Source organism: Lichenicoccus sp., assembly GCF_965276875.1.
In the GTDB taxonomy this organism is placed as follows: Bacteria; Pseudomonadota; Alphaproteobacteria; order Acetobacterales; family Acetobacteraceae; genus Lichenicoccus.
In genome coordinates this window covers 228888-241419 of sequence record NZ_OZ255701.1, presented here as the reverse complement: position 1 = coordinate 241419, position 12532 = coordinate 228888, and the positions used below count along the sequence as shown (strand labels likewise).

Annotated in this window: 9 protein-coding genes; 8 read left to right on the top strand and 1 reads right to left on the bottom strand. The window is 66.4% G+C overall.

Translation table 11 applies throughout. The features are described 5' to 3' along the window. Nucleotides 1-69 precede the first annotated feature (69 nt). The 8 genes from treS to ACQY4K_RS01195 all read left to right on the top strand — a co-directional run bounded on the left by treS (nucleotide 70) and on the right by ACQY4K_RS01195 (nucleotide 11889). Nucleotides 70-3381 (top strand): maltose alpha-D-glucosyltransferase, encoded by a 3312-nt coding sequence (gene treS / locus ACQY4K_RS01230; RefSeq protein ID WP_428396270.1) that lies wholly within the window; start codon nucleotides 70-72, stop codon nucleotides 3379-3381. Then, nucleotides 3368-5566, top strand: coding sequence for a 1,4-alpha-glucan branching protein GlgB (gene glgB / locus ACQY4K_RS01225; protein WP_428392729.1), 2199 nt, complete (start codon nucleotides 3368-3370; stop codon nucleotides 5564-5566). The genes treS and glgB overlap by 14 nt, the downstream gene beginning before the upstream one ends. A 31-nt stretch (nucleotides 5567-5597) precedes the next feature. After that, on the top strand, nucleotides 5598-7610 hold the full coding sequence (malQ, locus tag ACQY4K_RS01220) for a 4-alpha-glucanotransferase (RefSeq protein ID WP_428392728.1): 2013 nt from the start codon (nucleotides 5598-5600) through the stop codon (nucleotides 7608-7610). 92 nt (nucleotides 7611-7702) lie between these two features. Beyond that, nucleotides 7703-9151, top strand: a complete 1449-nt coding sequence (locus ACQY4K_RS01215) for an alpha,alpha-trehalose-phosphate synthase (UDP-forming) (RefSeq protein WP_428392726.1) — start codon at nucleotides 7703-7705, stop codon at nucleotides 9149-9151. Nucleotides 9152-9160: 9 nt separating this feature from the next. After that, a complete protein-coding gene (locus ACQY4K_RS01210; RefSeq protein WP_428392725.1) occupies nucleotides 9161-10957 on the top strand; it encodes an ABC-F family ATP-binding cassette domain-containing protein in 1797 nt (598 codons plus the stop codon). Next, entirely contained in the window at nucleotides 10954-11295 is a 342-nt protein-coding gene (locus ACQY4K_RS01205; protein ID WP_428392723.1) for a 4a-hydroxytetrahydrobiopterin dehydratase, read from the top strand. The genes ACQY4K_RS01210 and ACQY4K_RS01205 overlap by 4 nt, the downstream gene beginning before the upstream one ends. After that, nucleotides 11198-11473, top strand: coding sequence for a type II toxin-antitoxin system HicA family toxin (locus tag ACQY4K_RS01200; protein ID WP_428392722.1), 276 nt, complete (start codon nucleotides 11198-11200; stop codon nucleotides 11471-11473). Before ACQY4K_RS01205 ends, ACQY4K_RS01200 begins: the two co-directional genes overlap by 98 nt. Then, nucleotides 11470-11889 (top strand): type II toxin-antitoxin system HicB family antitoxin, encoded by a 420-nt coding sequence (locus tag ACQY4K_RS01195; protein WP_428396269.1) that lies wholly within the window; start codon nucleotides 11470-11472, stop codon nucleotides 11887-11889. The genes ACQY4K_RS01200 and ACQY4K_RS01195 overlap by 4 nt, the downstream gene beginning before the upstream one ends. 41 nt (nucleotides 11890-11930) lie before the next feature. On the opposite strand, the gene ACQY4K_RS01190 is transcribed toward ACQY4K_RS01195, so the two are convergent. Continuing rightward, entirely contained in the window at nucleotides 11931-12452 is a 522-nt protein-coding gene (locus ACQY4K_RS01190) for a hypothetical protein (RefSeq protein ID WP_428392720.1), read from the bottom strand. Between the last annotated feature and the right edge of the window lie 80 nt (nucleotides 12453-12532).

Genomic DNA, 12532 nt, shown 5'->3' with positions numbered 1-12532 from the left:
CCCCAGGCCGATCCGGCCGCGCGCAGCCCCCAGGCCGACACGGCCGTACGCAGCATCGCACCCGCGCCGATGGAGGATCCGCTCTGGTACAAGGACGCGATCATCTACCAGATCCATATCAAGTCTTTCTTCGATGCCAGCAACGACGGTGTCGGCGACTTTGCCGGACTGCTCGCCAAGCTCGACTATATCGCCGAACTCGGCGTCACCGCGATCTGGATGCTGCCGTTCTATCCGTCGCCACGGCGCGATGACGGCTACGACATCGCCGACTATCGCGGCGTGCATCCCGAATATGGCACGCTTGCGGACCTGCGCCAGTTCATCACCGCGGCGCACGACCGCAACATCCGGATCATCACCGAGCTGGTCATCAACCACACTTCCGACCAGCATCCCTGGTTCCAGCGGGCCAGACGCGCCGCCCCTGGTTCGCCGGAGCGCGATTTCTATGTGTGGTCGGACACGGACGGCAAATACGACGGCACCCGGATCATCTTCATCGACACCGAAAAGTCCAATTGGGCCTGGGACGAGGAGGCGCGGGCCTATTACTGGCACCGCTTCTACAGCCACCAGCCGGATCTGAACTTCGACAACCCGAAGGTGCTGGAGGAGGTGCTCTCGGTGATGCGCTTTTGGCTCGATCTGGGCGTGGACGGGCTGCGTCTCGACGCGGTGCCGTACCTGGTCGAGCGCGAGGGCACCAACAACGAGAACCTCGCTGAAACCCACGAGGTGATCAAGAAGATACGCGCCGAGATCGACAGCTATGCGCCGGGGCGCATGCTGCTCGCCGAGGCCAATCAGTGGCCGGAGGACGCGCAGGTCTATTTCGGCGACGGCGACGAATGTCACATGTCGTTTCATTTCCCGCTGATGCCGCGCATGTACATGGCCATTGCGCGAGAGGATCGTTTCCCGATCACCGACATCATGCGCCAGACCCCCGAGATTCCCGCCACCTGCCAATGGGCGGTGTTCCTGCGCAACCATGACGAACTCACGCTGGAAATGGTGACCTCCTCGGAGCGCGACTATCTGTGGGAGACCTATGCGTCGGATAAGCGCGCCCGGATCAATCTAGGCATCCGCCGCCGCCTTGCACCACTCATGCAGCGCGACCGCAGGCGCATCGAGCTGATGAACGGTTTGTTGCTGTCGATGCCCGGTACGCCGGTGATCTATTACGGCGACGAGATCGGCATGGGCGACAACATCTATCTCGGCGACCGCGACGGTGTGCGCACGCCGATGCAATGGTCGGTCGATCGCAACGGGGGATTTTCGCGCGCCGATCCGGCGGGCTTGGTGCTGCCGCCGCTGATGGACCCGATCTACGGCTACCAGGCGGTCAACGTCGAGGCGCAGGCCGCCGATCCGCATTCGATGCTGAACTGGATGCGTCGCATGCTCAGCGTGCGCAAGTCGCATCGCGCCTTTGGCCGCGGCAGCCAGCGCTTCCTCTATCCGGGCAACCGCAAGGTGCTCGCCTATTTGCGCGAATCGGCTGCCGAGGACGGCACCGACGAGACCATCCTGTGTGTCAGCAACCTGTCGCGTGCCGCCCAGGCGGTCGAACTCGATCTGCACGATTATGCAGGAAGGGTGCCGGTCGACGTCGTCGGCGGCTCGGTGTTCCCGCCGGTGGGCCAGTTGACATACCTGCTGACCCTGCCTCCTTATGGGTTCTACTGGTTCCTGCTGGCCTCCGAGCGGGCGCTGCCATCGTGGCATACGCCGGCTCCCGAGCCGTTGCCGGAATTCTCAACGATCGTGGTGCGCAACGACCTGAGCGAGTTGGCGCAGGCTCCGGCGCGGCTGTTGCTCGAACGCGAGGTGCTGCCGGAATATTTGCCGAAGCGGCGCTGGTTCTCGTCGAAGTCGGAGACACTGGGAGCGGCGCGGTTCGCATACCTCGCCAAGCTGCGCCCCGGCCGCGACGCACGCAATATCCTGGCGGAAATCGAAGTTGTGCTTGGCGACCGCACCGAGCGTTACTGCCTGCCGATCGGCGGCGTCGACGAGGCGACTTGCATCCCGCTCGCCGGCCAGCTGGCGCTGAGCCGGATACGGCGCGGCCCTCTGGTCGGTTTCCTCACCGACGGCTTCGCCTCTGACGACTTCACCACCGATATCCTCTCTTTGCTTCGCGCCGAGTCGACCATCGCGCTCGAGCAGGGCCGCCTGCACTTCAGCAAGACCGATCGTCTCGACGAAGTGGAACTGCCCGAACAGCTGACCATACGCAGGCTGTCGGCGGAGCAGTCCAACAGCTCGCAGATCATCGACGACCTGCTGGTGCTCAAGGTGGTCCGCAAGGTGCTCTCTGGCATTCATCCCGAGGCGGAGATCAGCCGCTATCTGACCGAGCGCGGCTATGCCAATACGCCGCCGATGTATGGCGAGGTGACCCGGGTCGATCCCGACGGCACCCCCAACACGCTGATCGTGGTGCAGGGCTTCGTGCGCAACCAGGGCGACGGCTGGAGCTGGACCCTGGACTTCCTCGCCCGTGCCGCCGACGACAGTGTGGCCAACAACGGCGATGCGTCGCACGAGGACGCGTACGCCAATTATGCAAGCTTTGCCTCCGCGCTCGGACGGCGGCTGGCACAACTGCACGAGGTGTTTGCGACCGACACCGACAATGCGGCGTTCAAGCCACGCATGGCGTCGGACGCCGATCTGCAAGGCTGGAGCGAAGGCACGATCGAGCAACTCGACGGCGCCATAGCGGCCCTTGAAGCGGCGATGGGGCGCGGCGATCTCGACGCTGCCATCCTGGCCATGGCGGAGCGGGTGATCGCGCGCAAGCCGGCCCTCGGTGCGCTGGTGCGCCAGCTCGCCGCCAAGGCGGCCGGCGCGCTCAGCACCCGCGTGCATGGCGATTTCCATCTCGGCCAGGTGCTGGTGGTCGGCGGCGACGCCTTCCTGATCGACTTCGAGGGCGAGCCCGCCAAGACCATGGAGCAGCGCCGCGCGCACTCCTCGCCGTTGCGCGATGTCGCCGGCATGCTGCGCTCGTTCGACTATGCGGGGGCGACGGCAGCCTCGCGGCTCGATGGCGGCAGCAGCTCGGCCAGCATCCGCCGGGTGCATCTGCTGGACACGTTCCGGCGCAGCGCCGGGGAGGATTTTCTGCGCGCCTATTGCGAGGTGCTGGAAGCGAGTCCCGTGCCCTGGATCCCGCGCGACGCCGAAGCCGCCGTGCTGGACCTGTTCCTGATCGAAAAGGCCTCCTACGAAATCCGTTACGAGGCCAATAATCGTCCGCACTGGATCGCGATCCCGCTTTCTGGCCTCGATGGCATCGCAACCCGGCTGCTCGCCGACGGTTCTGATGAGCATGTCAGTGAAGACCGCAATGAAAACCAATGAACATTTGCCGCACCAGGGCGCGATCGACAGCTTCGTTCGCGCCCGTCACGGCGATCCCTTCTCCCTGCTCGGACCGCATACCGTGCCCGGTGGCGCCGTGGTCAGGGCGTTCATGCCCGAAGCGATCCGCCTCGAGGTGGTGGACCGGCTGACCGGCGCACCGCTGGGCGAGCTGAGCCGCATCCATCCCGACGGACTATGGTCCGGACCCGTGGCCAACAGCGCCGCCTACCGGCTGCGCGCGCATTTGCTGGACGACACCGGCGGCGAGAAGATCGTCGAGACCGAGGACCCGTACAGCTACGGGCTGCTGCTCGGCGAGCTGGACATCTATCTCATCTCCGAGGGCCGTCACCGCGAGCTTGGCCGCATCCTGGGCGCGCACGTCATCGACATCGACGGCGTGCGCGGCACCCGCTTCGCGGTCTGGGCGCCGAACGCACAGCGGGTGTCGGTGGTCGGCTCGTTCAACAACTGGGACGGTCGGCGTCATCCGATGCGGCTGCGCACCAGTGCCGGTGTGTGGGAGCTGTTCGTCCCGAGGGTCGCGGCCGGCGCGCTCTACAAATACGAGCTTGTGGCGCCCGACGGCACCCTGCTGCCCTGGCGCGCCGACCCCGTAGCCTGGGCCACCGAAAAGCCGCCGCAGACCGCATCGATGGTCGACGATCCGCACTTCGCCTGGACCGATTCCGCCTGGATGGACGGCCGCGCCGCACGACAGGCGCCGGACGCGCCGATCTCGGTCTACGAAATGCACGCCATGTCCTGGCTGCCGCATGACGGCACAGAGGCAAGCTGGGACTCACTCGGCGACCGACTGATCCCCTATCTGGTCGAGCTCGGTTTCACCCATGTCGAATTGATGCCGGTGATGGAGCATCCGTTCGGCGGCTCCTGGGGCTATCAGGTGGTCAGCCAGTTCGCGCCCACCGCGCGGCTCGGCTCGCCCACCCAGTTCGCCCGCTTCATTGATCGCTGCCATGCCGCCGGCATCGGCGTGCTGCTCGACTGGGTGCCGGCGCATTTTCCCACCGACAGCCACGGTCTGGCCCGCTTCGACGGCACGCCGCTCTACGAGCATGGCGACCCGTTCGAGGGCTATCATCAGGACTGGAACACCTACATCTACAATCTCGGCCGCAACGAGGTGCGCGGCTTCATGATCGCCAGCGGCCTGTTCTGGCTGCAGCATTTCCATGTCGACGGACTGCGCGTCGATGCGGTCGCCTCGATGCTGTACCGCGACTACAGCCGCAAGGCCGGCGAGTGGGTGCCGAACCAATATGGCGGCCGCGAGAACCTTGAATCCATCGCCTTCCTGCAGGATCTCAGCCGCGCGGTGCGCGATGCAGCACCAGGTGCGGTGCTGATCGCCGAGGAATCCACCTCATTCCCCAATGTCTCGCGCCCCGCCGACGCGGGCGGCCTGGGCTTCGACTACAAGTGGAACATGGGCTGGATGCACGACACCCTGCATTACATCGAGGAATCGCCGGTGCATCGTCGCTGGCACCACGGCGAGATCTCGTTCGGCCTGGTCTATGCTTTTTCCGAGCGGTTCGTGCTGCCGATCAGCCACGACGAGGTGGTCTACGGCAAGGGCTCGATGATTACCAAGATGCCTGGCGACGAATGGCAGAAATTCGCCAACCTGCGCGCTTACTACGGCTTCATGTGGGGCCATCCCGGCAAGAAGCTGTTGTTCATGGGCTCGGAGTTCGCCCAGGGCCGTGAGTGGAACCACGACACCGGGCTGGATTGGTGGCAGCTCGATCATCCGCTGCATAAGGGCATCCAACGTCTGATCGGCGACCTTAACCGGCTCTACGCGGCGCTGCCGGCGCTGCATGTCAAGGATTGCGACCATCTGGGTTTCCAGTGGGTGGTGCTGCATGACGCCGACCAGAGCGTCTATGCGTGGCTGCGCTTCGGCCATCATGGGCAGAAGCCGGTTCTGGTGGTTTGCAACTTCACCCCGGTGCCGCGCCATGAATACCGGCTCGGCGTCAGCGACGAAGGTCCCTGGCGCGAGGTGCTCAACAGCGATGCCGAGCGCTATGGCGGATCGAATGTCGGCAATGGCGGGACTGTGCAGGCGCATGCTATTCCTTCGCATGATCAGCCGGCCTCGCTCAGCCTCATCCTACCGCCGCTCGCCGTGCTGATCATGACACCCGCCTGACCCACTCTGCCTCTGGAGCCGGACCCACCCTATGAGCGATGACAGCGGCGCTCTGCTGCGCCGGCTATGCGACCTCGCGGGGCTGGCGACGCAGTGGTGCGATATCTTCGGCACGCAGCGCCAGATTGCGCCGGAGGATCTCGGCACCATCCTTGCGGCACTGGATCTGGCGGCGGAATCCCCGGACGGGCTACGCGATCGCATCGCGCAACTTGAGGCGGAGGACCGCGCGCCGCCGCCGTTGGTCACGGCCGAGCTGTCGGCGCCGGTCTTCGTGCCGGTGCCCCCGGGGGCATGGCGGATCGTATTTGAGAACGGCGGCGGCAGCGAGGGCGTCGCCGAGGCGCATGATCATGGCTGCCTGCTACAGGCGCCGGACCGCCCGGGCTATCACCGGCTGAGCATTGGCGGACACGAGATCATCCTCGCCGTGGCGCCACGCCGCTGCTTTACCGTGGCCGACGCGCTCGGCCGCGAGAATGCGGCAAGTTGGGGACTGGCGGTGCAGCTCTACGCCTTGCGCCGGCCGGGAGATGGCGGTGTCGGCGACTATCAGGCCCTGGCCGAATTTGCCCGCGAGGCGGCGTCGCACGGCGCCCAGGCGCTGGCGATCAGTCCGGTGCACGCGCAGTTCTCCGCCGATCCGGACCGCTTCAGCCCCTATGCGCCGTCCAGCCGTGTTATGCTCAATGCGCTGCATATCCCACTCGCGCAGCCCGGCCCGGACGCGGCGCGTCTGGAGGCGCTCGACCTGGTGGCATGGCCGGAAATGGCGCACCACCGGCTGGCGGCGCTGCGCCAGGAGTTCAACGGGGCCACGGATCCAGGCTTCGCCGCCTGGCGCGCCACGGCAGGCACGGCGCTCGAATCGCACGCCTTGTTCGAAGCGCTGCACGCCGCGATCTGGAACGCCGATGCGAGCCGCTGGCACTGGCGCGACTGGCCGGCGGAGTTCGCCTCTCCCAACGCGCCCGGGATTGCGTCGTTCCGGCAGACCCATGCGCAGGAGATCAATTTCCACGCGTGGCTACAATATCGCGCCGACTGCGCGCTCAACGCCGCGCAAAGCGCCGCGCGCGCGGCCGGCATGGCGATCGGCCTGGTGTCCGACCTCGCCGTGGGGGCGGATTCCGGCGGTGCGCATTGCTGGAGCCACCAGGGTGAAAGCCTGCTCGGCCTGACCATCGGCGCCCCGCCCGATCTGCTGCAGGCGCACGGCCAGAACTGGGGCATCACCGCCTTTTCCGCGCGCGGCCTCAAGCGGCACGGCTATCGTGGCTTCATCGAAATGCTGTCCTGCGCCATGCGCCACGCCGGCGGCGTGCGGATCGATCATGCGATGGGGATCGCTCGGCTCTGGGTCGTGCCCGAGGGACAGACCGCCGAGCATGGCAGCTACCTTGCCTTTCCCGAGGACGATCTGCGCCGCCTGATCAGGCTTGAATCCGTACGCAACCGCGCCATCGTTCTGGCCGAGGATCTCGGCACCGTGCCCGACGGCTTCCAGTCGCGATTGCAGCAGGACGGCATCGACGGCATGCGGGTGATGCAGTTCGAGCGACGCGATGAGGTCTTCACCGCGCCCGCGACATGGACACGCCAGGCAGCGGCGATGACCAGCACCCACGACCTGCCGCCGGTCGCCGGCTGGTGGTGCGGCCACGATATCGACGAACGCGCGCGTATCCACGCAACGCCGCAGCACAGCCAGGACGAGGAACAAGCGGTGCGCGCGCGTGAGCGTGACGCGCTGTGGCAGGCGATGCGCGAGAGCGGCGCCGGCGAGGGTGACGCACCTCCGAGCTGGGATTCTGAGCGGATCGCCGATGCCGCGGTCGCGCATAGTGCGCGCGCCGGCTGCGAGCTGGTGATGCTGCCGGTCGAGGATGCGCTGGCGTTACGCGACCAGCCCAACCTGCCGGGGACCACCTCGGAACATCCGAACTGGCGCCGTCGTCTCTCACGACCGGTCGGCAGCGTGCTGTCGGAACCGCGCACGGCCGCGCGGCTCGCCGTCATGCAGGAAATCCGAACGTCGCTTTGAGCGTTAGCCACAGGCCGGCCTTGATGAAGCCACGTTCGCCGTCCATTTAAGGAAGGCTGCGTTACGGCGAGAATGGCGGCACGGAGGGTCGGATGGGCAGGCTGGTCGTGGTCTCCAATCGTGTATCGATCCCACAAGGCGAGGACAAGGCGGGTGGCCTCGCAGTTGCATTGAATGCCCTTATGGAGCATCAGGGCGGCCTATGGTTTGGTTGGAGCGGCCATACCAGCGACGATGCGGCCGCGGTGAAAACTCCCAGAATCGTATCACACGGCAGCGTCGAATATGCCACCATGGATCTCTCCCCTGAAGAACTGAATTCCTATTACAACGATTTTTCCAACGCGACCCTGTGGCCGCTGCTGCATTCGCTGCCGGAACAGATGCATTTCGACCGGCACAGCCTGCATGTCTATCGCGCCGTCAATGACCGCTTCGCCGACATGCTGCTGGGGCTGCTGCGGCCGACCGACACCATCTGGATTCACGACTACCATCTCCTGGCGCTGGCCGCCTCGCTGCGGCTGCGCAACATCCGCGGGCCGATCGGCTTCTTCCTGCATACGCCGTTTCCGTCCCCGGACATGCTGGGCAGCATTCCGGAGGACTCCATTTTCATTCGTGATCTGCTCGCGGCCGACCTGCTCGGTTTTCAGACCAGCAACGACGCGGAGAACTTCGTCGCCTCCGCGCAACGTATCGCGGGTGCGGCGCGGCTGCCCGGGGGTGGCCTGCAGCTCGGCCGACGCAAGATCCGGGTTGGCGTCTTTCCGGTCGAAATCGAACCTGCCGAGTTCGCGTCCATGGCCGAGCAGGCCTGCGCCTCTCCGGAAACCGAACGCCTGCGACGCAGCCTGGACGGACAAAGCCTGATCCTTGGCGTCGACCGTATGGACCCGACCAAGGGGCTGCGCCATCGGCTCTCGGGTTTCCGCCGCCTGCTGGAGAGCCACCCGCAATGGCACCGGCAGACGACCTTCCTGCAGATCGCCGCCGAAAGCCGCCAGGATGTCGACGCGTACCAGGACCTGCGCGCGGACCTCGAGCATGCCGCCGGTGCCATCAACAGCAACTTCGGTGAGCCGGACTGGGTGCCGTTGCGCCTGCTGGCGCGGGCTGGTTCGCGCGAGGCGGTCTCCGGCTATATGCGCGAGGCGCGGGTCGGGCTGGTGACGCCGCTGCGCGACGGCATGAACCTTGTCGCCAAGGAGTATGTCGCCGCCCAGAACCCGGAGAACCCTGGCGTATTGGTGCTCTCCCGGTTTGCCGGGGCAGCGCGCCAGTTGGGTGCGGCCATCCTGGTCAACCCGGTCGATCCGGACGAGATCGCCGATGCGCTCGACACCGCGCTCAAAATGAGCCGGCCAGAGCGTCAGGACCGTTGGCACGCCTGTTGGGAGGCAATCCGCGGCAGCTCCGCCCTCGATTGGGGCCGCGCCTTCGTCGCAGCACTCGAGCGCACCGACGGCGAGCGTGACGTGCGCCGGCCCGGCGCGGAGATCCGGCTGGTTTCGCAAACGGCAACCCCCAAGGCGAGCTGACCCGCACGCATGCCGTCGCCGCCGCTGCTCCTGCTTGCCGACGTAGCCCTCACGCTTGGCGGCACGCCGTTGCTCGGCGGTGCCGGCTTCGCGGTTGCCGCCGGCGAGCGTCTCTGCCTCGTCGGACGTAACGGCTCCGGCAAATCGACCCTGCTCAGGATCGCGGCGGGCACGCTCCAACCGGACGCCGGCACCCGCTTCCTGCAGCCTGGCTGCACCATCGGCACCCTGCCGCAGGAGCCCGACCTCAGCGGTTTTGCCAACGTGCTCGACTATGCGCGTGCCGACCTCCCCGAAGCCGACCCCGGCCACCAGGCGATGGCGATGCTCGACGCGCTCGGACTGAGCGGCGCCGAGGATCCGCGCCATCTGTCCGGCGGCGAGACGCGCCGCGCCGCACTCGCGCGCACGCTGGCCCCCGCCCCCGATCTGCTGCTGCTCGACGAGCCGACCAACCATCTCGATATGCCGACGATCGCCTGGCTGGAGCGCGAACTCGCCACCCGCGCCTCGGCGATCGTCATGATCAGCCATGACCGACGCCTGCTCGAGACGCTGTCGCGCAGCGTGGTCTGGCTGGATCGCGGCACCACCCGCAGGCTCGATCAGGGTTTCGCCCGCTTCGAGGCTTGGCGCGAGGAGGTGCTGGAGCAGGAGGAGCGGGACGCGCACAAGCTCGACCGGCAGATCGTGCGCGAGGAGCACTGGCTGCGCTACGGCGTTACTGCCCGGCGCAAGCGCAACATGCGACGCGTCGGCGAACTCGCTGACCTGCGCAGGCAGCGGCGCGAGGCGATCCGCGCACCCGGCGGCCTGAAGCTGGAGGCCAAGACCGCCGATCTGTCCGGCAAGCTGGTTGCGGTGGCGGAACACGCGGGCAAATTCTACGGCGGCCATGCGATTGTGCGCGGTCTCGATGTACGCGTGCTGCGTGGCGACCGGCTTGCCATCGTCGGCGCCAATGGAGCCGGCAAGACCACCCTGCTGCGCCTGCTTACCGGCCAGGAGACGCCCGACGAAGGCCGGATCGTTGTCGGCACCGCGCTGTCCGTCGTGACACTCGATCAGCAGCGGCGCTCGCTCGATCCCGACACCACCCTGTCCGACACCCTGACCGGCGGCGGCGGCGACAGCGTGCAGGTCGGCGACGCACGCCAGCACGTGATCGGCACGATGAAGCAGTTCCTGTTCCGGCCCGAGCAGGCGCGCACCCCGGTCGGGCTGTTGTCGGGCGGCGAGCGGGCGCGGCTGATGCTGGCACGCGCGCTGCTCAGACCGTCGAACCTGCTGGTGCTCGACGAGCCCACCAACGATCTCGATCTGGAGACGCTCGAGCTGCTGCAGGAAATGCTGGACGCCTATGCCGGCACGGTTCTGCTGGTCAGCCACGACCGCGACTTCATCGACCGGGTCGCGACCTCGGTGCTGGCCGCCGAAGGCCGCGGCTTGTGGCGCGAATATGCCGGCGGCTATAGCGACATGCTGGCGCAAGGCGGCAGTCTCGGCGGTGGCGCCGACGCGCTTGTCAAGCAAAGCTCGCGCAAGCCCCGCCCCACGGCTGCCGCGAGCCGCAAGCTCTCGTTCAACGATCGTCACGCGCTCGAACGCCTGCCGTCTGAGATCGAGGGCCACACGCGCGAGATTGCCCGTCTGCGCGCCATCCTTTCCGATCCCGACCTCTATCGCCGCGACAGTGCCGCCTTTGAGACCGCGAGCCGCACCCTTGTCGAGCGCGAAGCCGCACTCGGTGCCGCCGAAGAACGTTGGTTGGACCTCGAACTGCTCAAGGAGAGCTTGGCATCATGAGCAACGACCTCGCCGCCCGCGCCTGCACCGCCTGCCGCAAGGACACCCCGAAACTCGATGCGGCCGCGATCCAGGATTTATCATCGCAGCTCGCCGATTGGTCGCTGCGCGATAATGACACGCGCATTGAGCGCGCCTACGCCTTCGACGATTTCGCGAGCGCCTTCGCCTTCGTCAGCCGCGTCGCCGCAATCGCCGAGGACGCCGACCACCACCCTGACATCGCCTTCGGCTGGGGCTATGCGCGTCTCTCCTTTTCGACCCACAGCATCGGCGGCCTGCACGAAAACGACTTCATCCTCGCCGCCCGCTGCGATCGCATGGTTTCGGAGCGTTGACACAAAGAGCCATGATCTTATCCGGCAGCTGGAAGCCGCGGTATGGGTTCTGGATCGCGTTCGTGGCTCGCATCACGTCTTCAAGCACCCGGATCGGCCCGGCTCCGTCGTCATACCCCATCCCAGGAAGGATCTTGGCAAGGGGCTGGTTGCTGCGATCCTGAAGGCCGGCCTATAGGAGGGCAGATCACGCGTTATCCCGTCGCGATTGAACCCGGCACCGAGACCACCGCGTTTGGTGTCGCCTTTCCCGATCTTCCCGGCTGCTTTTCGGCTGGGGACACGTTGGACGAAGCGCTTGCTGGTGCTGAAGAAGCCGCGGCTGCCTGGATTGATGCTGCCCTGGATGCGGGTGAACCCATTCCCGCGCCGTCGAGCCTGGAAGTTGTTCGGCACAATCCCGATTATGCTGGATGGATATTCGGCGTTATTGCCGTGGACCCGGCCTTGCTTGATGACACGATTGAACGCGTAAATATCACAGTGCCGCGCCGGGTCCTCAGACGCCTCGACGCTTCGGCCCGGGCTGCCGGCGAGACCCGCTCCGGATACATCGTCCATCTGACGCTCGGGGAGCCGCGCCATATCGCTTGAGGCCCCCGCTGCGATCGAGCACATCCGGAGACCCTGACCAGCTACCGCAGCAGCACCTTCGGCGCGCCCTCGGTGTTAAGGCAGGCGAAGACAAGAGCCATCGTCCAGCACGCCAGCGAAACCCCGCCCGCGATTCGCGCGGCGGCGGGGATTTGGCGTTCGGCGGCGAGCGCCATGACGTAGCCGGTCCGGTGAAACCGCAGCGCGTTGGCCAGGCCGAGCCCGATTGCGATCAGTTTCGGCGTCCAGTAGGCGTGCGTTCCGACTTGCACGGGGTCGTAGAGGAACAGGGCCGCGCCGGTTACCACGGCGACCGCGAAGGTGGCCCAGAGCCAGGGCAGCACGTGCTCAGCGAAGGACCGTAGCGGCACGCTCCCGCGCCAACCCATGAGCCGGAAGTCGAGCAGCCCGATGCCGCCGAAGAAGGCGCTCATCGACACGATGTGGGCAATCCGGATCAGATAATGATACGGCTGCAGCATGAAGTGGTAGGGCCGCCAATCGAGCCACACGAGCGCCGCGACGGGGATGCGAAGCGGGTCGAAGATGCTGGGGTCGGCCATGATCGTGAGCCCTCGATAGAAAGCGCCTTGCTATTGCGAATAACTCTTATTATCAAGTCCGGAAACCGAACGGGGTCCAT

What these genes read in the sequence shown, in the direction of transcription:
- treS (WP_428396270.1), top strand. Translation starts at nt 70, where the DNA reads ATGGAGGATCCGCTCTGGTACAAGGACGCGATCATCTACCAGATCCAT.
- glgB (WP_428392729.1), top strand. Translation starts at nt 3,368, where the DNA reads ATGAAAACCAATGAACATTTGCCGCACCAGGGCGCGATCGACAGCTTC.
- malQ (WP_428392728.1), top strand. Translation starts at nt 5,598, where the DNA reads ATGAGCGATGACAGCGGCGCTCTGCTGCGCCGGCTATGCGACCTCGCG.
- ACQY4K_RS01215 (WP_428392726.1), top strand. Translation starts at nt 7,703, where the DNA reads ATGGGCAGGCTGGTCGTGGTCTCCAATCGTGTATCGATCCCACAAGGC.
- ACQY4K_RS01210 (WP_428392725.1), top strand. Translation starts at nt 9,161, where the DNA reads ATGCCGTCGCCGCCGCTGCTCCTGCTTGCCGACGTAGCCCTCACGCTT.
- ACQY4K_RS01205 (WP_428392723.1), top strand. Translation starts at nt 10,954, where the DNA reads ATGAGCAACGACCTCGCCGCCCGCGCCTGCACCGCCTGCCGCAAGGAC.
- ACQY4K_RS01200 (WP_428392722.1), top strand. Translation starts at nt 11,198, where the DNA reads ATGCGCGTCTCTCCTTTTCGACCCACAGCATCGGCGGCCTGCACGAAA.
- ACQY4K_RS01190 (WP_428392720.1), bottom strand. Translation starts at nt 12,452, where the DNA reads ATGGCCGACCCCAGCATCTTCGACCCGCTTCGCATCCCCGTCGCGGCG.